Origin of the sequence: Pseudomonas koreensis (assembly GCF_036668835.1) — a bacterium.
GTDB lineage: Bacteria > Pseudomonadota > Gammaproteobacteria > Pseudomonadales > Pseudomonadaceae > Aquipseudomonas > Aquipseudomonas koreensis_I.
In genome coordinates this window covers 627,122-648,334 of sequence record NZ_JAZEVW010000001.1, presented here as the reverse complement: position 1 = coordinate 648,334, position 21,213 = coordinate 627,122, and the positions used below count along the sequence as shown (strand labels likewise).

Here is a 21,213-nt window from a genome sequence, read left to right as displayed (position 1 = left end):
TCCATCACCTGCCGCGTTCGTCTATGGAATCGGAACAAGGGGATGCTGGATGGCAGCTGACGATACCCTCCTGCTCGCGCGCCTGCTGGCCGGCGAACAGCAGGCGTTCAAGGAACTGGTAACAACGTATCAGAGCGCCATGCGCGCCGTGGCTTATGCCATCGTCGGCCAGCGCCATGTCGAAGAGGTGGTGCAGGATGCCTGGCTGTCGGTGGTGCGCCATCTCGGCAGCTTCGAGGGGCGTTCCAGCCTCAAGACCTGGCTGCTGACCATCACCGCCAATTCGGCGAAAAGCCGCTACAAGCTCAATCGCCGCGAAGTGCTGATGGATGACTTGCCATCGCCTCACGGCAGCATCGACGACGATCGTTTTTCCTCGGCTGACGGCCATTGGCTGGTAGCGCCGTTCGCCTGGCATCAGGACACGCCCGAAGCGCTGCTCACCGAAGGCGAATTGCGTGACTGTCTGGAGCACACGCTGCTGACTCTGTCGGAACTGCAGAGCAGCGTCTTGCTGTTGCGCGAGCGTCAGGGACTGGAGCTGGAAGAAATCTGTAATCTTCTGGAGATCTCGCTCTCCAACGTGCGTGTGCTGCTGCATCGTGCGCGGCTGAAAGTCTTCGCGACCGTGGAGCATTTTGAGGAGACCGGAGAATGCTGACCTGTAAGGAACAAGTGGCGCGCTCCAGCGATTATCTCGATGACCAGTTGAGTTTTCGGGAAAAACTGATGGTGCGCCATCACCTGATGTTCTGCCCCAACTGCCGACGTTTCATGCGGCAGATGCGTTTGATGCAGGCTACGCTGAAGGCGATGCCGGAGAAACCGGAACAGGGAGTGGATGCCCTGGCTGAACGTCTGGCGACGCAGAGGCGCGACGAGAGTCCCTGAAAAAATCAGCCCGGTGTAGCGCCAGCGAACGGATGATGGGGATCGCTGAAGCTGCACCGGGCTGCAGGAAAACCAGCTTCGATCGACAAGCCGCAAGGGGAGCGGTGACTTGCAGCTTGTCGCTCGAAGCTTGGCGCTTTTTTCTTAGAACTTGGCTTCGGCATCCAGTTGCAGGGTGTTGGCGTCCGCATCGCGCTGACCGCGGCTGGCGAAATCGGCCTTGGTCAGGAAGTAGGTCGCGCCGATGGCGAAGTTCTTGTCGATGTCGTAACCGACCTTGAACTTGTGACCACGCGAACCGGTAGTGCCGTTGGCGAAGTCGGAGTCGGTGAAGGCACCAACCACGGCGTTGCGCTGCACGTCGCGGTAGTTGTAGTCGAGGTTCAGGCCGAACACTTTCGATTTCGCGCCGAGCAACCAGGCGGTGTCCTGATCGGTCACGGCATCGTTGTTTTTCACGTACTGACCGTAGAACGACAGTGGCATCGGCAGACCGCCGATGTCGACCTGGCTGAACCCTTCATACAGACGGAATTCGTTGTTGGCCGAGTTGCCGTTGACGGCCAGGGCGCACGGTGTCGAAGTACCGGTGCAACGGCTGTCTTCATCGTTCTGGTAGGCGTAGACGCTGCCGCCCAGAGTCACTTTCAGGTTGTCGGTGATGTTGAAGCGGCTGCCCAACTGGCCGGCGGTCAGACGCAGGTCGTGGCGAAATTGCACGCCGTCGCCGTCGACGTTGTCCTTGAGGTTGTAGTTACCCAGGCTGCCGAACAGTTCGGCGCTGCCGCCCAATGGGTACTTGTAGGTGAGTGCGAGACCTTCCGGGTTGATGTCGCTATCCCAGATCACGTCGCCCATGCTTACCCACGGTTGCAGCATCTTGCCGCCAATAATGTGCAGGTTCTTGATCTGGTCAGGGTGGTAGTCAATGTAGCCGAGGTCGAGCCAGATCTGCTTCTTGTCGAAGTAGTTGTCCTGGTCCTGGTTGGTCGAACGCGCGTCGTCACCGCCGCCAGTGGCGATACGAATGCCGGTGTCGACCTGCGGATTGATCTCGGTGTAGGCACCCAGACGGGCACGGATGCGCTGACGATCCTTGTCGCGGCCGCCGTTGTTCGGCTCGCCGTCGATCTTGATGGTTTCCTGACGGATACGTACGTCGCCCTTGAACTGGGTTTTGGCCGCCCAGGCCAGTTTCTGGTCGAAGGCGCTTTGTTCGTTGCTCTTCTTGGCGACCGCCGCGACTTGTTCGTTGGTCTCTTGCTGCGCCTGCTGGGCGATTTGCTGAGCCTTCTGATCCTTGGCCAGTTCCGTTTGCAGTTCAATGTACTGCGCCTGGGAAATCGAACCGTTGGCCTTGAGCATGTCGAGCAGTTTGGCGTCGACTGCGGCACTGGCCGGTACACTCATGGCCAGCAACAGGCCGCCACACAGGGCTGCCGCAGTTTTCGTGGAAGCAAGACGCATAGCAATCTCCGAAGATGAAAGGGGATGGCTGAACCATCCTGGGCACAACCGACGTTGACGTCGGAAAACTGTGTCCGGGCTAGAACCCGGCGCTCTAAAAACAGGCGCCAGTATCGCGATCGTTTATGACAGAGCAGTGGCACGGTGATGGCAGGATGATGACGATCGCGATAGGCCCTGAACTATCGGGCTAGAGCATTGTCGCCGCGATGACGGGTGTGCAACGGCGCGCAATCGGCGATACTCGCCGGGCGCTGAAGTCTGTCTGGAGAGCTTGTCGATGCCGTTGCAATGCCTGCAAAACCTGTCGCAAATCGCCCCGGCGAGCTGGGACGCACTGGTGCCGGAAAACCAGCCGTTTCTGCGTCACGCCTTCCTCAGCGCGATGGAGGACAGTGGCAGCGTCGGCCCGCACAGCGGCTGGCAGCCCGAGCATTTGCTGCACGTGGAGGGTGATCGTCTGATCGCCGCATTGCCCGGTTACCGCAAGTGGCATTCCTACGGCGAATACGTGTTCGATCATGGCTGGGCGGACGCCTGTGCCCGTGCCGGCATCGACTATTACCCCAAGTATCTCAGCGCCGTGCCGTTCAGCCCGGTCGGCGGTCCGCGCCTGCTAGCGGCGAATGTCGAAGACGGTTTCGAACTGCTCCAGAGCCTGCCGGGCTATCTGGAGATCGAAGGGCTTTCCAGCGCGCACATCAATTTCACCGACCCGTTCACCGACGCGGCGATGGCCGAACAGCCTGGCTGGCTGCAGCGCATCGGCTGTCAGTATCACTGGCAGAATCGCGGCTACCGCGACTTCCAGGATTTCCTCGATGCGCTCAGTTCACGCAAGCGCAAACAGATGCGCAAGGAGCGTGAGCAAGTGGCGGAGCAGGGCTTTGAATTCGAGTGGCTGGAGGGGCGTGAGCTGCACGAGGCGCAATGGGATTTCGTCTACGCCTGCTACGCCAATACCTACGCGGTGCGGCGCCAGGCGCCGTATCTGACGCGCGAGTTTTTCAGTCTGCTGGCCGAGCGCATGCCTGAAGCGATTCGCGTGGTGCTGGCCAGACAAGGCTCACGGCCGGTGGCGATGGCCTTCAGTCTGGTCGGTGGCGACAGTTTCTACGGTCGTTACTGGGGCTGCCTGGCCGAGTTCGATCGGCTGCATTTCGAGACGTGTTTCTATCAAGGCATGGATTATGCGATTGCCCAGGGCTATCAGCGCTTCGACGCCGGGGCACAGGGCGAACACAAATTGATTCGTGGTTTTGAACCGGTGATTACCCATTCGTGGCATTACTTGCGCCATCCGGGGTTGAAGGCGGCGGTGAAGGATTTCCTCCAGCAGGAACGGGCCGGCGTCCTCGCTTATGCCGAAGAAGCCCGCAGCGCCTTGCCCTACCGCCAGACCTAGCACCACTGTGGGAGCGAGCCTGCTCGCGAAGGCGGTGTGTCAGTTAATGAATCTCATACCGACATTCCGCTTCGCGAGCAGGCTCGCTCCCACAGGGCTTCTACAGTTCCACAATGCCGGGAAACTCAATCGATCCCGACAAAACCTCCGGTCTGATGTGCCCACAGCCGTGCGTACAGACCACGATGCGCGAGCAGTTCGGCGTGGGTGCCGCTTTCGGCGATCTTGCCGTTCTCCAGCACCACCAGCCGGTCCATCCGTGCGATGGTTGAGAGGCGGTGGGCGATGGCGATCACGGTTTTGCCCTGCATCAGGGTTTCCAGGCTTTCCTGAATCGCCGCTTCGACTTCCGAGTCCAGCGCCGAGGTGGCTTCGTCCATGATCAGGATCGGCGCGTCCTTGAGCAGCACCCGCGCGATGGCGATACGTTGCCGCTGGCCGCCGGACAGTTTCACCCCGCGTTCACCGACATGCGCGTCGAACCCGGTGCGGCCCTCGGCATCGGACAGCAGCGGTATGAACTCATCGGCACGGGCCTTGTGTACCGCTTCCCACAGCTCGGCGTCGGTCGCATCGGGTTTGCCGTAAAGCAAATTGTCGCGGATCGAACGGTGCAGCAGCGAAGTGTCCTGAGTGATCATGCCGATACGCTCGCGCAGGCTTTCCTGGCCGACTTCGGCGATGTTCTGGCCATCGATCAGAATCCGCCCGCCCTCGACGTCGTACAGGCGCAGCAGCAGGTTGACCAGCGTCGATTTGCCGGCGCCGGACGGGCCGATCAAACCGATCTTTTCCCCCGGTTTGATGTTCAGGTTGAGGTCGCCGATGATCCCGCGCTTTTTGCCGTAGTGAAAATCCACGTGCTCGAAACGCACTTCGCCATGGGCCACTTGCAGCGGTTTGGCCTGCTCGTGATCGGTGACGCTGACCGGTTGCGAAATGGTGCGCAAACCGTCCTGGACCATGCCGATGTTTTCGAAGATCCCGGTGACCACCCACATGATCCAGCCGGACATGTTGACGATGCGGATCACCAGCCCGGTCGCCAGGGCAATCGCGCCGACCGTGATCAACGACTGGGTCCACAGCCACAAGGCCAGCGCCGTGGTGCCGACGATCAGCAGGCCGTTCATGGTCGTGATCGTCACGTCCATGCTGGTCACCACGCGGCCGGCCATTTGTGCTTTGACGGTCTGTTCTTCGATGGCCTCTTTGGCGTAGTGCTGTTCGAAGTTGGTGTGGGCGAACAGTTTCAGCGTGGCGATGTTGGTGTAACCGTCGACGATGCGGCCCATCAGTTTCGAGCGCGCGTCGGAGGCTTCCACCGAACGTTCCTTCACGCGGGGCACGAAGTAATACAGCGCACCGATGTAGGCGACGATCCACGTCAGCAGCGGGATCATCAGGCGCCAGTCGGCCTCGGCGAACAGCACCAGCGAACTGATCGCGTAGATCACCACGTGCCACAGCGCGTCGACCGCCTGCACCGCCGAATCGCGCAGCGAGTTGCCGGTCTGCATGATGCGTTGAGCGATGCGCCCGGCGAAGTCGTTCTGGAAGAAATTCAGGCTCTGCTTGAGCACGTAGCTGTGGTTCTGCCAGCGAATCATGCTGGTCATGCCGGGGCTCAGGGTCTGGTGCACCAGCAGGTCGTGCAGGGCGAAAAAGATCGGCCGCAACACCAGGGCCACCACCAGCATCCACGTCAGTTCGAGGGCGTGGTCGCTGAAGAAATTTGGATTAGGCGTGCCCTGTGCCAGATCGATGATGCGGCTCAGGTAACTGAACAGCGCCACTTCGATCAGTGAGGCAAACAGGCCGACGACCAGCAGGGCGGCGAAACTCGGCCAGACCTGCTTCAGATAATAGGTATAGAAAGGCCAGACGCGGTCGGGAGGGGACGCCGTCGGGGCGTCGCGGAATATGTCGATCAGTTGTTCGAAACGGCGATAGAGCATCAGATAATCGCCCGCAATACGGGCTCTCCTTTTATCAGTGTGAGCGGCGCGGGATCAGGCCGCCGCCGCTCGTAATGCCCTGCAGCAATCAGTCGAGGCGCTTGGCCGACTTGATGATCACAGGGTCGACAGGCACGTTTTGCATGCCTTGTTTGGTGGTGGTTTGCGAGTTGACGATGATGTCGACAACGTCCATGCCCTTGACCACTTTGGCGAAGACCGCGTAACCGGCGTCACGGCCCGGGTCGAGAAACGCGTTGTCAGCCACGTTGATGAAGAACTGGCTGGTGGCCGAATCCGGGTTGGAGGTGCGCGCCATCGACAGGGTACCGCGAACGTTGTGCAGGCCGTTGCTGGCTTCGTTCTTGATCGGCGCCTTGGTGTCTTTCTGCTGCATCTGCTGGGTAAAGCCACCGCCCTGGGCCATGAAGCCCGGGATCACACGGTGGAAAATCGTGTTGGTGTAAAAGCCGCTGTCGACGTACTCGAGGAAGTTCTTGGTGCTGATCGGTGCCTTGACCGGGTCCAGCTCGATTTCGATCTGGCCGTTGGTGGTATCCAGCAAAACATGTGGCGCCTTGGCTGGGGTGGCAGCCATCAGGTTGGCGGCAAACAGCACGGTACCAGCGGCGAGGGCGAGTTTTTTCAGCATGGGTCAGTGATCCTGAGATTGAGTATCGGCTGCGGCGAGAAACTCCAGCAGCGTGTGGTTGAAGCGTTCGGGTTGATCGAGCGGGGTGGCGTGGCGCGAGTCGGCGATCACCACCAGCCGCGCACTGGATAGCAGTTTTACATAGGTTTCTTTCAGCGCCACGGGCGTGTAGTCGCGGTCGGCGCTGACGATGAGGGTTGGACAGGTCACCCGGGAAAGTCGTTCCTGAACACCCCAGCCCACAATCGCATCGAAGCTGGCGAGATAAGCACGTTTGTCGTTTGTTGCCCAGCGTTCGGCCATTTTTCGTCGCAGGTCGGCCTGTTCCGGCTTGGGAAAAAGTTTGCTGCCGAGGGCTTTGCCGATGGTTTCCAGGCTGAGCAGGCGCATCAGGCTCCAGCGTTTGAACCACTGCCAGTAGTCATCGCGGCTGCGCAGTTTGACTTCAGGCGCGCTGTTGACGATGGTCAGGCTTTTCAACGCCTGGGGCTGATCGACGCCGAGCTGGAAGCCGATCATCCCGCCCATCGACAGCCCGACGTAATGCACCGGGCCGAGGTTCAGATAATCGATCAGCGCGAGCAGGTCGGCGCTGAAACCGGCGATGCTGTAACGCTCACGCGGTTTGTCCGAGCGACCGTGACCGCGAATGTCCGGGACGATCACCCGGTAATGCGCGGCCAGTGCCGGGATCTGCATCTCCCAGTCCAGCGTGCTCGAACCCAGCCCGTGGACCAGCAATAACGGGGCACCGTGGCCGTATTCTTCGTAGTGCAGGTTGCAACCATCGTGCTCGAAAAAGGCCATCGGTGAACTCCGTGTCAGGCTTGTTCGGGGGCGGCGAACGGGGCGTCCAGCGGCAAGGTATCGAAGGTGCGCAACAGTTCGATAAGGATTTGCGTGGCCGGGCCCAGGGGTTTGTCCTTGTTCGAATACAGATAGAAGCTGGAATTGCGATTGCCGCCTCTGTCCAACGGTAGCAGCTTCAGCGAGCCATCCTTGAGTTCCCGTTCGATCATGTGCCGGGGCAGCCAGGCAAAGCCCAGTCCGCTACTGACAAACGTTGCGGCAGTGGCAAGGCTGCCGACCGTCCAGCGCTGTTCGGCGCCGAGCCAGCCGACATCTCGTGGCTGCTGGCGACCGGAGTCGCGGATCACCACTTGCATCTGGGTCTCCAGATCCTGAAAGCTCAGCTCGCGATTGAGCCGGTGCAGGGGGTGATCAGGGTGGGCGACGGCGACGAACTCGACATCGCTCAACTCCGCACCCAGATAACCGGGAATGCTCAGGCCGGTGATCGCCAGGTCGGCAACGCCTTCGAGCAGGACTTCCTCAACGCCCGACAATACTTCTTCGCGCAGGCGCACCCGGCAGCCGCGGCTCTGCGGCATGAACGCGGTCAATGCACGTACGATCCGCGCGCTCGGATACGCCGCATCGACCACCAGCCGCACTTCGGCTTCCCAGCCTTGCTCCATGTGGTGGGCAAGGTCTTCGAGCTGGCTGGCCTGTTTCACCAGTTGCCGCGAACGGCGCAGCAGCACGCCGCCGGCCTCGGTGAGCACGGCCTTGCGTCCGTCGATGCGCAGCAGCGGCACGCCGAGCTGGTCCTGCATGCGCGCCACGGTGTAGCTCACCGATGATTGCGAACGGTGCAAGACCTCGGCGGCCTGGGCGAATCCGCCGTGGTCGACCACGGCCTGCAACGTTCGCCATTGATCCAGGGTCACGCGGGGCGCTTTCATCAATAGCTCCTCTTGTCCTAAGCTGGCCGTTCCCCATGGAGAGCGGCGAATGAAAAAATTCTGTTGTGTGGTGCTGGCGTTGCTGCCGTTGACGGCTTTTGCTTACCCGATCGATGTGCAGAAAGACCTCAACGGCATGAAGATCGACTACGAGACCTTCGACACCGATAACGACATCGGCTCGATCCGCGTGGCCAACTACGGTGACGTTGATGCGACCTGCAAAGCGGTATTCAGCAACGGCCCGGAAGCACCGCGTACACGCAGCATCGACGTGCCGGCCGGCAAACATAAAAACGCCACGGCCAAGTTCACCCGCGAGATCATCAAGCTGCGTATCAAGCTGACCTGCACCCCGAAATAACGGCGTGCACTTGCAGGAGTGAGCCTGCTCGCGATAGCGGCGTATCAGATACATCAATGTTGGCTGACACACCGCTTTCGCGAGCAGGCTCGCTCCCACACAGGGAATATGGGTTAGCTTATAAACGAATTTATCGATCGGTTACAGCGGATAATTGCGCTTTTTAATCGATTCGACCCTGTTTAACCTTCACTCCATCGACCTACAACATATTCGGATGGAGGCTACACACCATGTCCCGCGTTCTGATCATCGAAAGCAGCGCCCGCCAGCAAGACTCGGTTTCCCGTCAACTGACCCAGACCTTCATCGCTCAGTGGAAAGCCGCACACCCGAACGATCAGATCAGCGTGCGTGACCTCGCCGTTAACCCGGTGCCACACCTGGATGCCAACCTGCTGGGCGGCTGGATGAAGCCTGTCGAACAGCGCAATGCCATTGAGCAAGCATCGCTGGACCGCTCCAACGCCCTGACCGATGAGTTGCTGGCGGCCGATGTGCTGGTGATGGCTGCGCCGATGTACAACTTTGCCATTCCGAGCACGCTTAAAGCCTGGCTGGACCATGTCCTGCGCGCCGGAGTGACCTTCAAGTACACCGAAGCCGGTCCGCAAGGCCTGCTCAATGACAAGCGTGCCTTTGTCCTGACGGCGCGTGGCGGGGTGTATGCCGGTGGCCCGGCGGATCATCAGGAACCGTACCTGCGTCAGGTCATGGGTTTCATCGGCATCCACGACGTGACGTTCATTCACGCCGAGGGCATGAACCTCGGTGGCGACTTCCAGGAGAAGGGCCTCAATCAGGCCAACGCCAAACTGTCCCAGGTCGCTTGATATGTTAATCGCCAGATAATCGCTGGATGGTCTAGTGACCTGGCGCAACCCCTTCAAGGCTTTACGCGCAACGAACCTCCCTTTGCACTTTTGCTCCTGAGTGCTGTAGCCCGATTGAACGCTTTAGCGAGATCGGGCTTTTTTTTGCCTGGGATTCGACGGCCAACACAATTCCCCTACAGGGGATTTGTGTTGGTTGCAGAATCGAAAACCGCTATCGTCGCCGCCATTCGATTTCCGAGGCGAGCATGGGCTATCTACTTTTTGTGACACTGATCCAGGCGTTTTCCTTCAGTCTGATCGGCGAATACCTGGCCGGGCATGTCGACAGTTATTTTGCCGTGCTGGTGCGCGTGGTGCTGGCCGGGCTGGTATTCATTCCGTTGACACGCTGGCGCTCGGTCGAGCCGGCGTTCATGCGCGGCATGCTGCTGATCGGCGCGTTGCAGTTCGGTGTGACGTACGTCTGCCTGTACCTGAGCTTCCGTGTGCTGACGGTGCCGGAGGTGTTGCTGTTCACCATCCTGACGCCGCTGCATGTGACGTTGATCGAAGACGCACTGAACCGGCGTTTCAATCCGTGGGCTCTGGTGGCTGCGCTGGTCGCTGTGGGCGGGGCGGCGGTGATTCGCTTCGACAGCATCAGTCCGGACTTCTTCATGGGCTTCCTGCTGCTGCAACTGGCCAACTTCACTTACGCGGCGGGGCAGGTGCTGTACAAGCATCTGGTGGCGAAACACCCAAGCGATCTGCCACATTACCGGCGCTTCGGCTACTTCTACCTCGGCGCACTGGCCGTCGTGTTGCCAGCGTTTCTGCTGTTCGGCAAACCCAATTTCCTGCCGGAAGCGCCGCTGCAGTGGGGTGTGTTGTTGTTTCTCGGGCTGGTGTCGACGGCGTTGGGTCTGTACTGGTGGAACAAGGGCGCGTGCATGGTCAATGGCGGCACGCTGGCGGTGATGAACAATCTGCATGTGCCGGTGGGGTTGTTGTTGAACCTGCTGATCTGGAATCAGCATGAGGAACTGGGGCGGTTGTTCCTCGGTGGCAGTGTGATTCTCGCCGCTGTGTGGATCAGTCGGTTGGGCATCCGCAAATCCTCAGTCAACGCATAACACCTGTGGGAGCGAGCCTGCTCGCGAAGGCGCTGGGTCAGATAAGTATGGGCGACTGACACATTGCATTCGCGAGCAGGCTCGCTCTCACATTTGATCTTTGGGTTACAGGAGGTGTTTCTGCGGTTCAGGGATGCTCGCCGCGCCGAGAACCGCCGGCAACAACCCCGAGCGCAAATCCCCACCACTCGGCTGCTGATACAGACTCAAGCCAAACTCCGGCAGCACCGCCAGCAGGTAATCGAAAATATCCCCCTGAATCCGCTCGTAATCGGCCCAGACCGTGGTGCGGGTGAAGCAGTAGATTTCCAGCGGAATGCCCTGCGCCGTGGTCTGCATCTGCCGCACCATGCAAGTCATGTTCGGCTGAATCTCCGGATGGCTCTTCAGGTACGCCAGCGCATAAGCGCGGAAGGTGCCGATGTTGGTCATGCGTCGGCGGTTGGCCGACATTGCCGCGACGTTACCCTGCGCCTCATTCCAAGCCTTGAGTTCGGCTTTCTTGCGGCTCATGTAGTCAGTCAGCAGGTGCACTTGCGAGAGCTTTTCTTCTTCATCGTCACGAATGAAGCGCACGCCGCTGGCGTCGATGAACAGGCTGCGCTTGATCCGCCGCCCGCCGGATTGCTGCATGCCGCGCCAGTTCTTGAACGACTCGGACATCAACCGCCAGGTCGGGATCGAGACGATGGTCTTGTCGAAATTCTGCACCTTGACCGTGTGCAGGGTGATATCGACCACATCGCCGTCCGCGCCGACCTGCGGCATTTCGATCCAGTCACCGACCCGCAGCATGTCGTTGCTGGTCAGTTGCACGCTGGCGACGAATGACAACAGCGTGTCCTTGTAGACCAACAGAATCACCGCCGACATCGCACCCAGACCGGACAGCAGCAACAGCGGCGAGCGGTCGATCAGGGTGGCGACGATGATGATCGCGCCGAACACGTACAAGACCATTTTCGCCAATTGCACGTAACCCTTGATCGAGCGCGTGCGTGCGTGTTCGGTACGCGCATAGATGTCGAGCAGGGCATTGAGCAGGGCGCTGACCGCCAGCAGCAGGAACAGAATGGTGAACGCCAGCGCCACGTTGCCCAGGAAATTCATCGCGTTTTTGCTCAGCTCGGGCACCAGATGCAGGCCGAACTGAATCACCAGCGACGGGGTCATCTGCGCCAGACGCTGAAACACCTTGTTGTGACGAAAATCGTTGATCCAGTGCAGCGCCGGCTGACGCCCGAGCATGCGGCTGGCGTGCAGGATCAGATAGCGCGCCACTCGTCCGAGGACGAGGGCGATGGCCAACAGCACCATCAGCGCCAGCCCTGATTGCAACAGCGGGTGCTGTTCGAGGGTGCCCCAGAGGTCCTGAGCTTTGAGCCAGAGCTGTTTGATATCCATAAGCGAAACGGTTCTTCTATAAGACGCGAGGGGGGATTAGAGCATTTAAGACGCTGCGTATTACGATTGGAGACAAATCAGGCAACAAAAAAACCACTGATTGCGCCCGTTTGCATAAAGAAACTCGGCCTGAGCGCTCGAAACCGGTAACCTATGCAGCTGTTTTTTTGCATATCTTCGAGGTAGCACCCGTGTTTTCCCAATTCGCCCTGCACGAACGCCTGCTTAAAGCTGTGGCCGAGCTGAAATTTGTCGAGCCAACGCCTGTGCAAGCCGCGGCCATTCCGCTGGCGCTCCAAGGGCGTGATCTGCGGGTGACGGCGCAAACCGGTAGCGGCAAAACCGCCGCTTTCGTTCTGCCAATCCTCAATCGCCTGATCGGTCCGGCGAAGATTCGCGTGAGCATCAAGACGCTGATCCTGCTGCCGACCCGCGAACTGGCCCAGCAGACCTTGAAGGAAGTTGAACGCTTCTCGCAGTTCACCTTCATCAAGTCCGGCCTGATCACTGGTGGCGAAGACTTCAAGGTCCAGGCGGCGATGCTGCGCAAAGTCCCGGACATCCTCATCGGCACCCCGGGCCGGATGATCGAGCAACTCAACGCCGGCAACCTCGACCTCAAGGAAGTCGAAGTGCTGGTGCTCGACGAAGCCGACCGCATGCTCGACATGGGTTTTGCCGAAGACGTGCAGCGTCTGGTCGACGAATGCCCGAACCGTCAGCAGACCATGCTGTTCTCCGCCACCACCGGCGGTTCCGGCCTGCGCGAGATGATCGCCAAGGTGCTGAACAACCCTGAGCACTTGCAGCTCAACGCCGTCAGCCAACTGAACTCGACCACCCGTCAGCAAATCATCACCGCCGACCACAATCAGCACAAAGAGCAGATTGTGAACTGGCTGCTGGCCAACGAGACCTATCAGAAAGCGATTGTTTTCACCAATACCCGCGCCATGGCCGACCGCATCTACGGCCGCCTGGTGGCGCAGGAATACAAGGCGTTCGTGCTGCACGGCGAAAAAGACCAGAAGGATCGCAAACTGGCGATCGATCGCCTGAAGCAGGGCGGCGTGAAGATTCTGGTCGCGACCGACGTTGCGGCCCGCGGCCTGGACGTTGATGGTCTGGATCTGGTGATCAACTTCGACATGCCACGCAGCGGCGACGAATACGTGCACCGCATCGGTCGTACTGGCCGTGCCGGTAACGACGGTCTGGCAATCTCGCTGATCTGCCACGGCGACTGGAACCTGATGTCGAGCATCGAGCGCTATCTGAAACAGAGCTTCGAGCGCCGCACCATCAAGGAAGTCAAAGGCACCTACGGCGGGCCGAAGAAGGTCAAGGCCTCGGGCAAAGCAGTGGGCGTGAAGAAGAAAAAGACTGACGCCAAGGGCGACAAGAAGAAAACCGCAGCCAAGACGCCAACCAAGCGCAAGAGCGCCAACCGGCCAAAACCGGATTCACTGGTAAGCAGCGACGGCATGGCCCCGCTCAAGCGCCGCAAGCCGGCAGAGCCTGCGGCTGAGTAAGCGTTTAATACGCGCATAAAAAAACCGGACGATGTCCGGTTTTTTTATGCTTTCAGCTATCGGCTTTTTTCTCCGCCGAGCCCAGCTCCTTCAAACGCTGATCGATCAGCTGGCACTTGTCCGGCAGATCGGCACTGGCTGTGCCCAGATCCATCTTTTGCAACTCGGCGTTGATCTCCTTGGCTTTTTCTGGATTCTGCTCGGTCAGTTTCGAGACTTCCTTTGCCAGTTGTTCACGTTTGATCGTCGCTTCTTCCGGCGTGCAGGCCCAGACGGGCAGGGCGCAGGCGAGGGTAGCGGCTAGGGTGAGCTTGATCAGGGTTTTCATCGGGGCAGGCCTCAGTTCCGGTTAAGGCGGGTTACGCGGTTGAGGGCATGAGGCAGGGAAAAGTTCATCCCGAATCCGTCTCAACTGCCATGGCAGCAACCGGAGGTGGTAGCCCCTTCGTAACGATCATGATGCCGCACCCATTCCATGATCTCGTCTTCATTGCGGCCCTTGGGCGTGAGATCAAGGTAGTGGTAGGCGCCGACCAGCATGTCGAGGCCGCGGGCATAGGTTGAATAAGTGTGGAAAATCTCGCCTTGGTCGTTGCGGTAAAACACGCTCAACCCGGGCATTTCTTCCTCGGCGCTGTCGGTTTTTTCGTAGTTGTAGGTAGCCGTTCCTGCTGCGACGTCGGCCGTGTGTGCGCAGACGCCGTAGTCGTAGTTGAAATCGCAACCTTCTGACGACACCCAGTCGAATTTCCAGCCCATGCGTTTTTTGAAATCCTGAAACTCGCTGAATGGCGCGTGAGACACGGCAACCACGGCGACATCGTGATGGGTCAGATGCTGGTTGGCGCCGTCAATGTGGTCGCTGAGGAACGAGCAACCCTGACAACCTTGCTGCCAGTCCTTGGCGAACATGAAGTGGTAGACGATCAACTGGCTGTGCTTGCCGAACAAGTCGGTGAGCTTCAGTTCGCCGTTCGGGCCCTGAAAGTGGTAGTCCTTGTCGACTCTGACCCAAGGCAGCGCGCGACGCTCGGCGCTGAGGCGGTCACGCTCGCGGGTGAAGGCTTTTTCCTGAGCCAGATGTTGCTGACGCGCGGCGAGCCATTCTTTGCGCGATACCACCGGATGGTTTTCAACGTTCATGGCGATGTCTCCTGCGGGGTTGAACCGGCTGTTTCAGACTAGTCGTTCAACCGCAGGGCAAATCGACAGACCGCCGGTCGGTCGGTGCCGGAAACGAGGCTGAACGGCTATGCGCCGCTCCGGTCACAACCTATGAACGCACCATTACCGATGCGCACCGGAGGTTGAATCAGGATGACCACATACAACTGGGATTTGATTGAACGCTTGCTGCATGAAGTGCAGAACAGCGCCGGGCACAGTTTCACGCCGCGCCCGTATGCCGAGGAGCACGCGGCCAATATGGCGGCGTCGGGTGAGCCGGTGGAAAATCTGGATCATTTGAAAACGCAGGCGTGCCAATACGAGAAATTGCTGCTGGAACGCGGTTTCATCGAGCCACGGCCCGAGGACGAGGGTGGTAACGGCGAAAACTTCGTCCTGACCCCGCGCGGCGCGAGCCTGCTGAGCTTGATTGACAGCAGCATCCCCGGCAATGACCACCCGCGTCAGGTGCTGGATGAGCAGGAGGATGCGCTGGATGAGTTGACGTTTGATGAAGTGGCGTCCAAGGCGCAAATCGCCTGAGGCCGAGTGAAAACCCTTGTGGGAGCGAGCCTGCTCGCGAATGCGGTCTACCAGTCGCCACATCAGTTCCTGACCCAGCGCATTCGCGAGCAGGCTCGCTCCCACAGTGGATCATTGGTGTAGTCAAGGTTTCTGTGTGCCTTTCAGGCACTTGAGGTCATTGAAATCCTTGCGCACGCCTTCGATCTTCTTCAACAGGCGCTCGCGCTGCTGCGGCGTGCTTTGCGACATCAGGTCCACCGCCAGCGCGCGGCCCTGTGCTTCGGTGTTGGCGTAGGCCTTGCGGTAATCCGCCGTCCATAGACGCTCGCGGTTGACCAGCAGCGTCTCGATGCGTTGGGCGAACTCGGGGCTTTGGCGCTGCGCCACGGCGGCGCTGAATTGCTGCTGCCAGTGAGCGCGGTTGGCGATCCATTGGGTATTTTGATCGCCCAAGGCAGCGGACCACTGCGCTACACGTTGTTTCTGCTTGTCGCTGAGTGGGCCGAGCCAGTCACCGAGGCGTTTTTCCATGCGCTCGCCGCGTTCCTTGATCTGTTGTGCGACAGGCGGCACGACGTATTCCTTCTGGCGCTTGCGCAGGTCCTTGGCGAAGGCGTCGTTCATTTCGGCGACCTGTTTGTCATCCAGCCCCTGCAGCAGCTCAATGGCCGACGGTGTGATTTCCCGAGCGGTTTGGGCGATCGCCTGTTTGGCTTCGGCGGTGCGTTCCTGCAGGGCGGCGTCAGTGACCTGATTGCTTTCGACCATGCCTTGCAGGCGATCGAGCCAATCCAGATAACCCGGCAATTGCGTGGTGCAGTGCCAGCTCAAATGTTCCCTGAGCCGTTCGTTGAACCAGTCTTTCTGCTCGCCGTTCATGTCCAGGTAATCGCCGAGCGTCCACGGAATGATCACGTCGAGGTTGCGGTAGGCGAGGCCGACACGGCTGCAGGCGCCGAGGGCGAGGGTGAAGATCAATAACGCGGCGATGTGTTTGAACCAGCGAGACATGGGCAAATCCTTGCGAGAGCCTGGCGTCGGAAATCTGATTCTTATGTGATGCAGGATGCGCGCGGCAGTTCAGCCGATCAATAGAACGCGCGTGCGGCTTTCAGGGTGACGAGGCCGTCGCACTGGCTGTTGTGCCCGGAATAGGCCGAGCAATCGTTGCCGCTGAGGCTGGAATTGCTGTAGATCAGGTCGAGGTCGACGCCCATGAACGGCCGCGACAACTTCACCGACCAATCGGTGAAACTGCTGACGTAGCCGCCGTCCACCGCCACCGGCGTGTTCAACTGGTGCGTGGTGTATTTCATGCTGACGCCGATGCCGAACGGCTGATTGCCGCCGAGGTCGGCAAACAGCGTGTTGTTCTGTTTATCCGGGTCGTTGCTGAGGGCCACGCCGAAACGACTGCCGAGCAGGGTCAGGCCGCCAAACAGTTCCTGACTGTCGAGGGTGTCCACGCTGGGATAGCTGTAGTGGATCATGCCGACTTCGTAGCCGAGGACCTGATCGAAAGGTTGTTTGAAGCCGACGTAGGAATCGATTTCCAGATCCTTGCCCGGCGTCAGGCCCATGCTCGGTGCGTACTGGCCGACGTACAGGCCGCTGTCGTGGCTCAGATCGAGGCCGCCGTGGAACGAGCCGACCGCCGCCGGTTTGACCAGGCCTTGGGCCATGCTGCGGCTCGGCGTGGTGCCGAGCTTGAGGTCGAAGTCGCCCAGTTCACGCTGAAACACTTGCGCAGGCACGGACGCGCTGGCGCAAAGGCTGACGAGCAATAAACAGGAAGATGGGCGCATGCGTCACTCCATGAACCGCGAGGGCAGGGCTGCGCCTGCTGAAACGCTTGATCTAGACGCGTGCAAGGATACCGGCGAATGCTCGGCATTGAAGGCCGTTCGTCGATTTCAGGGATTTTTGTTTAATGCGGAGGGGAATTGCGCGGTGCCAGTCCAGGCGCTTCGAAGCTCAAAGCGCCTCTGGACGGGTGTAAAACCGGATATTACTTCTTGCCCAGGCTGATCTGCTTGGACGGGCCGAATGTCTGGCCGCTGACGCCTTTGGCAATTTGCTGAATCTCGCCGCCAGACTTGAGGAACGCGGCGATCTGATCGTTGATCGATTCGCTGGTTTCAACGGCTGGAGCTGGCTTTGCTTTGCTGGTGGATGCTTTTACACGCATGGCGGCCATTAACCTGTAGAAAGTAACTCGGCCAGGCATCGTACAGGAATAACTTGACAATTGCTTGGTAAATATCCTTCGGAATAACCAACCGCTGCGCTGCAGCATTATCGCTCCGATCTCTGAAATAAACGCCTAACTCGCTGTTTTAAATACGAAGATTTAGCTGGCGCAGGCGTTGAGTATTCACTCGGGCGTGGCCTCGTCGGTCTGACGAATGGCATGTGGGCCGTCTGCCAGCGAAGCCAATCAAGGCCTTGCGCAGATTAAACGTGGCGTGCTGATCTGTCGCCCGACGCTCAGGCCAAAAACGGGTAGAATGCCGCCCACGCAATGAGGGTTCTGGAAAATGGCTTTAGTCGGGCGTTACAACAGTTTGCAAGTGGTTAAACACACTAACTTCGGTTTATATCTGGATGGCGGTGCCGACGGCGAAATTCTTTTGCCCAACCGTTATATCCCCAAAGATATTCCCAGCGAAGATGAAGACTGGCTCAATGTTTTTGTTTATCTGGACAGCGAAGACAAACTGCTCGCGACCACAGAAAAACCGAAAGTCCAGGTCGGCGAGTTCGCCAGCCTGAAAGTTGTTGAGGTCAACAGCATCGGTGTGTTCCTCGACTGGGGCCTGCCCAAGGATCTGTTGCTGCCGTACTCCGAAGAAAAACGTCAGATGACCGCTGGCGAATACTGCGTGGTGCACGTCTACCTCGACAAGCACACCCGCCGCATCACCGCCACCGCACGTCTGGATCGCTACCTCGACAAGACCCCGGCCAACTACAGCCCGGGCCAGGAAGTCGATCTGCTGGTTGCCGAAGCCACCGACATGGGCTTCAAGGCAATCATCAACAACAAGCACTGGGGTCTGATTCACAAGAACGAGATCTTCAAGTTCATGCGCGCCGGCATGCTCGAGAAGGGCTACATCAAGGAAGTGCGTGCCGACGGCAAGATTGCCCTGAGTCTGCAACCGGTGGGTCAGGAAGCGGCCAGCAGCCTGAGTTCGAAGATTCTCGCAAAGTTGCGCGACAACAGCGGTACGCTCGCGGTCAGCGACAAGAGCGACCCGGCGCTGATCAGCAGCCTGTTCGGTGTGAGCAAAGGCAACTTCAAGAAGGCCATTGGTTCGCTGTACAAGGAAGGCAAGATTGTTATCCATGCCGATCGCATTGAACTAACCTGAGCCCTGGATGGCCCATGCTCCATGGGCACACAGGGAACCGGTTCGATGAAAAAAACGCTGATCGCTTACGTCGCCACGCTGCTGACGTTCCTTTTGCTCGACGGCGTCTGGCTCGGCCTGTTGATGGCGCCGACCTACCGCGAACTGCTCGGTCCGCTGATGCTCGATAAACCGCTGCTGGTCCCCGCAGCGGTTTTTTATTGCCTGTATGTTTTTGGCTGCGTGGTGTTTGTGGTGGTGCCGGCCCTCACTTGGCAACGCGCGGCGAAAATGGGCGCGTTGCTCGGGCTGGTGGCGTATGGCACGTACGACCTGACCAACTGGGCGACGTTGCGCGGCTGGTCGGTGCAGGTGAGTCTGATGGATTGGGCGTGGGGGACGTTCGCCACGGCGGTGGCGTGTGCGGTGGGGTTTTTGTTGGCGAACCGGGTTGTGCAGGCAGATCGTTGAATTTAGTTGTCTGGCTTGGCTTCTTCGCGAGCAGGCTCGCTCCCACATGGGAATGCGGACAAAATGTGGGAGCGAGCCTGCTCGCGAATGGCGGCGCAGCCGACAACCATTCACCACTGACGCCACAGAAACACTTAATGTCTTTTCCAGACGCCTTTTTCCGCGCGCCTGATCAATAATCCCCGATTCTGTTTCTGACCATTGGATGGCCTGCCCATGTTGTGTGTGTTCGAGGTGTTGCGGTGAGTGTCGAGCGGCGCAATGCCGACAGTTTTGCCCTGCAAGTGATGATCGGCCTGTGCCTGATCTGGGGTGTACAGCAAGTGCTGATCAAGTGGGCAGCGGCGGATATCGCTCCGGTGATGCAGGCGGCGGCGCGTTCGGGGATTTCCGCGTTGCTGGTCGGCCTGCTGATCTGCTGGAAGGGCGGTTGGGGTCAGGTCGGTAGCACCTGGCGTGGCGGCTTGCTGGCCGGTGCGCTGTTCGGCCTTGAGTTTTTGTTCATCGCCGAAGGCCTGCAACTGACCACCGCCGCGCACATGTCGGTGTTCCTCTATACCGCGCCGATTTTCACCGCGCTCGGTGTGCACTTCCTGCTGGCCAGTGAGCGCCTGCGACCGTTGCAATGGCTGGGCATTCTGCTCGCTTTTATCGGCATCGCGATCGCCTTCGCGGGCGGTGTGTCGTGGGACAACCTCGATCGGCGCATGCTGCTGGGCGATGCGTTCGGCGTGCTGGCGGGCGCCTGTTGGGGCGCGACCACGGTGGTGGTGCGCGCCTCGCGGCTGTCGGAAGCGCCGGTGACGCTGACGCTCTTTTATCAGTTGATCGTCGGTTTCCTTGGTCTGTTGCTGATTGCGCTGTTCAGCGGCCAGATCACCCACGTCAGCCTGACCACCGTGGCAATCGCCAGTGTGCTGTTCCAGGGACTGGTCGTATCGTTCTTCAGTTATCTGGTCTGGTTCTGGCTGCTGCGTCGCTATCTGGCGGCGAACCTGGCGGTGTTTTCGTTCATGACGCCGTTGTTCGGGGTCACCTTCGGCGTGCTGCTGCTTGGCGAAAAACTGACGCTAAATTTCATTATCGGCGCCGTGCTGGTGTTGCTCGGCATCACCTTCGTCAGCGCCGAGCAGTGGCTGCGTCGGCGTTTGCGCAGCGCGCTGGGCCAGCGCTAGACGCCTGCATCGCCAGGCCGCCAGCGATCAGCAAGCCGCAGCCGGCGATCACCAGTGCCGGTTGCAGACCACCGCTGAAATGGCTGCTCAGCGCCGCCAGCAAGGGGCCGCTGAGTTGACCGACGGCGAAGCAAGCAGTCAGCAAACCGGCGTTGCGCTGAGTGGCGTGAGGCGCCAATTCCCTTGAGCGCTGCATTACCAGTTGCATGCATGCCAGAAACGGCGTGCCGCACAGGATCACGCCCAGGCTGAGGCCGATGCCGCTGCCCAACTGGCAAGCGAACACACCGCCCGCTTGCAGCCACAACGTCGCGGTCAACCAATGCCGCGTGGTCTGCGGATCGTGACGACGCAGGCTGACCAGCAACACCCCCATCGCCGCCGCCAGACCGAAGCCCGGCCAGAACAGATCAGCCTGCCATTGCCCGTCAAATTGTGCGTTGGCCATCTGCGAGAGGAACGTCGCCGGGATGATGTAGCCGATCCCATACAGCGCATAAACCAGCGCCAGCCTGCCGATGCCGCGATTCGCCGGGCTCGACGCAGGCGCAGCCACTGCCACGGTGGCAACTGGCGTCGGCAGCAGGCGCCAGACGCTCAACATCATGACCAGCGCGGCGGCGGCATAAATCAGCCACAACGTCGCCGACGTCTGCTGCAATCCATGTGAGACCGAAGCCAGTAAACCGGTCAGAAAAATCCCCAGCCCCGGTCCGGCAAATACCAGCGCGCCCAGCCGTGGTCGACCCGCCGCCGCGGCCAACGGCTGACTCAACGCCGTGATCATCACCAGCACCCAGGCGCTCGCCATCCCGGTGCCGAAGCGCAACAGCAAGTGCGACCAGAAGCCGTCCGCCCAGAACGACGCCAGCGTCAGCAACACGCACAGCCACAGGCCGCCGTGCAGACGCCTGTGCACTTGCGACGGGCGATGCGCGAACATCGCATCCACCGCGCCGAGCAGATAACCCAGGTAATTGGCCGCAGCGATCAGGCCGGCACCCGTCAGGTCGATCTGGCCTTCGCTGAGCAGGTGTGGCATTTGCGGGGTCAGGGCGAAACGGCCGATGCCCATGGCGATCATCAGGGCAACGAAGCAGGCAGATAAGCGAATCAGAGGCGACATGGTCGGGCTTCCGTCGAGAGAGCAATGACC

The 21,213-nt window shown here is 59.8% G+C and carries 23 protein-coding genes; 11 read left to right on the top strand and 12 right to left on the bottom strand.

Going from position 1 to position 21,213, the window contains the following annotated elements; genetic code table 11:
* The first annotated feature begins 49 nt into the window (after positions 1-49).
* Both V6F91_RS02825 and V6F91_RS02820 read left to right on the top strand, forming a co-directional pair.
* A complete protein-coding gene (locus V6F91_RS02825) occupies positions 50-661 on the top strand; it encodes an RNA polymerase sigma factor (protein WP_332762161.1) in 612 nt (203 codons plus the stop codon).
* Positions 655-891 carry an anti-sigma factor family protein gene (locus tag V6F91_RS02820; RefSeq protein WP_332762159.1) on the top strand — a complete coding sequence of 79 codons (237 nt, stop codon included), beginning with the start codon at positions 655-657 and terminating at the stop codon, positions 889-891. Before V6F91_RS02825 ends, V6F91_RS02820 begins: the two co-directional genes overlap by 7 nt.
* Before the next feature lie 144 nt (positions 892-1,035).
* Here V6F91_RS02820 and V6F91_RS02815 read toward each other — a convergent pair whose 3' ends face one another.
* Complete coding sequence (locus V6F91_RS02815; RefSeq protein WP_332762157.1) at positions 1,036-2,358, bottom strand: putative porin; 1,323 nt, start codon at positions 2,356-2,358, stop codon at positions 1,036-1,038.
* 280 nt (positions 2,359-2,638) lie between these two features.
* Between V6F91_RS02815 and V6F91_RS02810 the strand changes: the two genes are divergently transcribed.
* The gene (locus V6F91_RS02810; RefSeq protein WP_332762155.1) at positions 2,639-3,763 is read left to right on the top strand and encodes a GNAT family N-acetyltransferase; all 1,125 of its coding nucleotides are present in this window, start codon (positions 2,639-2,641) and stop codon (positions 3,761-3,763) included.
* A gap of 125 nt (positions 3,764-3,888) precedes the next feature.
* On the opposite strand, the gene V6F91_RS02805 is transcribed toward V6F91_RS02810, so the two are convergent.
* The 4 genes from V6F91_RS02805 to V6F91_RS02790 all read right to left on the bottom strand — a co-directional run bounded on the left by V6F91_RS02805 (position 3,889) and on the right by V6F91_RS02790 (position 8,118).
* Entirely contained in the window at positions 3,889-5,721 is a 1,833-nt protein-coding gene (locus V6F91_RS02805) for an ABC transporter ATP-binding protein (protein ID WP_332762154.1), read from the bottom strand.
* Positions 5,722-5,809: 88 nt separating this feature from the next.
* Positions 5,810-6,373 (bottom strand): peptidylprolyl isomerase, encoded by a 564-nt coding sequence (locus V6F91_RS02800; protein WP_332762153.1) that lies wholly within the window; start codon positions 6,371-6,373, stop codon positions 5,810-5,812.
* Positions 6,374-6,376: 3 nt separating this feature from the next.
* Positions 6,377-7,180, bottom strand: a complete 804-nt coding sequence (locus V6F91_RS02795; protein WP_332762151.1) for an alpha/beta hydrolase — start codon at positions 7,178-7,180, stop codon at positions 6,377-6,379.
* Between the two features lie 14 nt (positions 7,181-7,194).
* On the bottom strand, positions 7,195-8,118 hold the full coding sequence (locus tag V6F91_RS02790; protein WP_090282261.1) for a LysR family transcriptional regulator: 924 nt from the start codon (positions 8,116-8,118) through the stop codon (positions 7,195-7,197).
* Between the two features lie 49 nt (positions 8,119-8,167).
* On the opposite strand from V6F91_RS02790, the gene V6F91_RS02785 reads away from it, so the two are divergent.
* From V6F91_RS02785 to V6F91_RS02775, 3 genes are all read left to right on the top strand, one after another.
* The gene (locus V6F91_RS02785) at positions 8,168-8,482 is read left to right on the top strand and encodes a 3-phosphoglycerate kinase (protein ID WP_236430809.1); all 315 of its coding nucleotides are present in this window, start codon (positions 8,168-8,170) and stop codon (positions 8,480-8,482) included.
* 233 nt (positions 8,483-8,715) lie between these two features.
* Positions 8,716-9,315 (top strand): FMN-dependent NADH-azoreductase, encoded by a 600-nt coding sequence (locus V6F91_RS02780; RefSeq protein ID WP_332762147.1) that lies wholly within the window; start codon positions 8,716-8,718, stop codon positions 9,313-9,315.
* Between the two features lie 248 nt (positions 9,316-9,563).
* Entirely contained in the window at positions 9,564-10,430 is an 867-nt protein-coding gene (locus tag V6F91_RS02775) for a carboxylate/amino acid/amine transporter (protein ID WP_332762146.1), read from the top strand.
* Positions 10,431-10,535: 105 nt separating this feature from the next.
* On the opposite strand, the gene V6F91_RS02770 is transcribed toward V6F91_RS02775, so the two are convergent.
* Positions 10,536-11,834, bottom strand: a complete 1,299-nt coding sequence (locus V6F91_RS02770; protein WP_332762145.1) for a mechanosensitive ion channel family protein — start codon at positions 11,832-11,834, stop codon at positions 10,536-10,538.
* Between the two features lie 191 nt (positions 11,835-12,025).
* On the opposite strand from V6F91_RS02770, the gene V6F91_RS02765 reads away from it, so the two are divergent.
* Positions 12,026-13,366: a DEAD/DEAH box helicase gene (locus tag V6F91_RS02765; protein ID WP_041070247.1), complete on the top strand. Its 1,341-nt coding sequence runs from the start codon at positions 12,026-12,028 to the stop codon at positions 13,364-13,366.
* A 52-nt stretch (positions 13,367-13,418) separates the two neighbouring features.
* On the opposite strand, the gene V6F91_RS02760 is transcribed toward V6F91_RS02765, so the two are convergent.
* Together V6F91_RS02760 and V6F91_RS02755 are read right to left on the bottom strand one after the other, a co-directional pair.
* Positions 13,419-13,694 carry a hypothetical protein gene (locus V6F91_RS02760; protein WP_090282268.1) on the bottom strand — a complete coding sequence of 92 codons (276 nt, stop codon included), beginning with the start codon at positions 13,692-13,694 and terminating at the stop codon, positions 13,419-13,421.
* An 80-nt stretch (positions 13,695-13,774) separates the two neighbouring features.
* A complete protein-coding gene (locus V6F91_RS02755; RefSeq protein WP_332762142.1) occupies positions 13,775-14,509 on the bottom strand; it encodes a thioredoxin family protein in 735 nt (244 codons plus the stop codon).
* 174 nt (positions 14,510-14,683) lie between these two features.
* Here V6F91_RS02755 and V6F91_RS02750 point away from each other — a divergent pair, with 174 nt between their 5' ends.
* Positions 14,684-15,076, top strand: coding sequence for a transcriptional regulator (locus V6F91_RS02750; protein WP_090282272.1), 393 nt, complete (start codon positions 14,684-14,686; stop codon positions 15,074-15,076).
* A gap of 123 nt (positions 15,077-15,199) precedes the next feature.
* Here the strand turns inward: V6F91_RS02750 and V6F91_RS02745 are convergent, their stop codons facing one another.
* The 3 genes from V6F91_RS02745 to V6F91_RS02735 form a co-directional block, all read right to left on the bottom strand.
* Positions 15,200-16,069, bottom strand: coding sequence for a DUF6279 family lipoprotein (locus V6F91_RS02745; protein ID WP_332762141.1), 870 nt, complete (start codon positions 16,067-16,069; stop codon positions 15,200-15,202).
* A 77-nt stretch (positions 16,070-16,146) separates the two neighbouring features.
* Positions 16,147-16,863 carry a TorF family putative porin gene (locus V6F91_RS02740; protein WP_332762139.1) on the bottom strand — a complete coding sequence of 239 codons (717 nt, stop codon included), beginning with the start codon at positions 16,861-16,863 and terminating at the stop codon, positions 16,147-16,149.
* A gap of 203 nt (positions 16,864-17,066) precedes the next feature.
* Positions 17,067-17,255 (bottom strand): hypothetical protein, encoded by a 189-nt coding sequence (locus V6F91_RS02735; protein WP_016985943.1) that lies wholly within the window; start codon positions 17,253-17,255, stop codon positions 17,067-17,069.
* Between the two features lie 340 nt (positions 17,256-17,595).
* Between V6F91_RS02735 and V6F91_RS02730 the strand changes: the two genes are divergently transcribed.
* The 3 genes from V6F91_RS02730 to V6F91_RS02720 all read left to right on the top strand — a co-directional run bounded on the left by V6F91_RS02730 (position 17,596) and on the right by V6F91_RS02720 (position 20,057).
* On the top strand, positions 17,596-18,432 hold the full coding sequence (locus V6F91_RS02730) for a CvfB family protein (RefSeq protein WP_090282275.1): 837 nt from the start codon (positions 17,596-17,598) through the stop codon (positions 18,430-18,432).
* Positions 18,433-18,477: 45 nt separating this feature from the next.
* The gene (locus V6F91_RS02725) at positions 18,478-18,882 is read left to right on the top strand and encodes a DUF2177 family protein (protein ID WP_332762136.1); all 405 of its coding nucleotides are present in this window, start codon (positions 18,478-18,480) and stop codon (positions 18,880-18,882) included.
* A gap of 242 nt (positions 18,883-19,124) precedes the next feature.
* Positions 19,125-20,057 (top strand): DMT family transporter, encoded by a 933-nt coding sequence (locus V6F91_RS02720; RefSeq protein WP_332762134.1) that lies wholly within the window; start codon positions 19,125-19,127, stop codon positions 20,055-20,057.
* On the opposite strand, the gene V6F91_RS02715 is transcribed toward V6F91_RS02720, so the two are convergent.
* The gene (locus V6F91_RS02715; RefSeq protein ID WP_332762132.1) at positions 20,002-21,183 is read right to left on the bottom strand and encodes an MFS transporter; all 1,182 of its coding nucleotides are present in this window, start codon (positions 21,181-21,183) and stop codon (positions 20,002-20,004) included. The genes V6F91_RS02720 and V6F91_RS02715 overlap by 56 nt on opposite strands.
* Positions 21,184-21,213 lie beyond the last annotated feature (30 nt).

Bases quoted from the DNA above. Each gene is read 5' to 3' on its own strand.
- V6F91_RS02825 (WP_332762161.1), top strand. From the start codon at position 50: ATGGCAGCTGACGATACCCTCCTGCTCGCGCGCCTGCTGGCCGGCGAA.
- V6F91_RS02805 (WP_332762154.1), bottom strand. From the start codon at position 5,721: ATGCTCTATCGCCGTTTCGAACAACTGATCGACATATTCCGCGACGCC.
- V6F91_RS02735 (WP_016985943.1), bottom strand. From the start codon at position 17,255: ATGGCCGCCATGCGTGTAAAAGCATCCACCAGCAAAGCAAAGCCAGCT.
- V6F91_RS02795 (WP_332762151.1), bottom strand. From the start codon at position 7,180: ATGGCCTTTTTCGAGCACGATGGTTGCAACCTGCACTACGAAGAATAC.
- V6F91_RS02810 (WP_332762155.1), top strand. From the start codon at position 2,639: ATGCCGTTGCAATGCCTGCAAAACCTGTCGCAAATCGCCCCGGCGAGC.
- V6F91_RS02725 (WP_332762136.1), top strand. From the start codon at position 18,478: ATGAAAAAAACGCTGATCGCTTACGTCGCCACGCTGCTGACGTTCCTT.
- V6F91_RS02730 (WP_090282275.1), top strand. From the start codon at position 17,596: ATGGCTTTAGTCGGGCGTTACAACAGTTTGCAAGTGGTTAAACACACT.
- V6F91_RS02715 (WP_332762132.1), bottom strand. From the start codon at position 21,183: ATGTCGCCTCTGATTCGCTTATCTGCCTGCTTCGTTGCCCTGATGATC.
- V6F91_RS02815 (WP_332762157.1), bottom strand. From the start codon at position 2,358: ATGCGTCTTGCTTCCACGAAAACTGCGGCAGCCCTGTGTGGCGGCCTG.
- V6F91_RS02755 (WP_332762142.1), bottom strand. From the start codon at position 14,509: ATGAACGTTGAAAACCATCCGGTGGTATCGCGCAAAGAATGGCTCGCC.
- V6F91_RS02820 (WP_332762159.1), top strand. From the start codon at position 655: ATGCTGACCTGTAAGGAACAAGTGGCGCGCTCCAGCGATTATCTCGAT.
- V6F91_RS02770 (WP_332762145.1), bottom strand. From the start codon at position 11,834: ATGGATATCAAACAGCTCTGGCTCAAAGCTCAGGACCTCTGGGGCACC.
- V6F91_RS02785 (WP_236430809.1), top strand. From the start codon at position 8,168: ATGAAAAAATTCTGTTGTGTGGTGCTGGCGTTGCTGCCGTTGACGGCT.
- V6F91_RS02800 (WP_332762153.1), bottom strand. From the start codon at position 6,373: ATGCTGAAAAAACTCGCCCTCGCCGCTGGTACCGTGCTGTTTGCCGCC.
- V6F91_RS02790 (WP_090282261.1), bottom strand. From the start codon at position 8,118: ATGAAAGCGCCCCGCGTGACCCTGGATCAATGGCGAACGTTGCAGGCC.
- V6F91_RS02780 (WP_332762147.1), top strand. From the start codon at position 8,716: ATGTCCCGCGTTCTGATCATCGAAAGCAGCGCCCGCCAGCAAGACTCG.
- V6F91_RS02745 (WP_332762141.1), bottom strand. From the start codon at position 16,069: ATGTCTCGCTGGTTCAAACACATCGCCGCGTTATTGATCTTCACCCTC.
- V6F91_RS02775 (WP_332762146.1), top strand. From the start codon at position 9,564: ATGGGCTATCTACTTTTTGTGACACTGATCCAGGCGTTTTCCTTCAGT.
- V6F91_RS02760 (WP_090282268.1), bottom strand. From the start codon at position 13,694: ATGAAAACCCTGATCAAGCTCACCCTAGCCGCTACCCTCGCCTGCGCC.
- V6F91_RS02740 (WP_332762139.1), bottom strand. From the start codon at position 16,863: ATGCGCCCATCTTCCTGTTTATTGCTCGTCAGCCTTTGCGCCAGCGCG.
- V6F91_RS02750 (WP_090282272.1), top strand. From the start codon at position 14,684: ATGACCACATACAACTGGGATTTGATTGAACGCTTGCTGCATGAAGTG.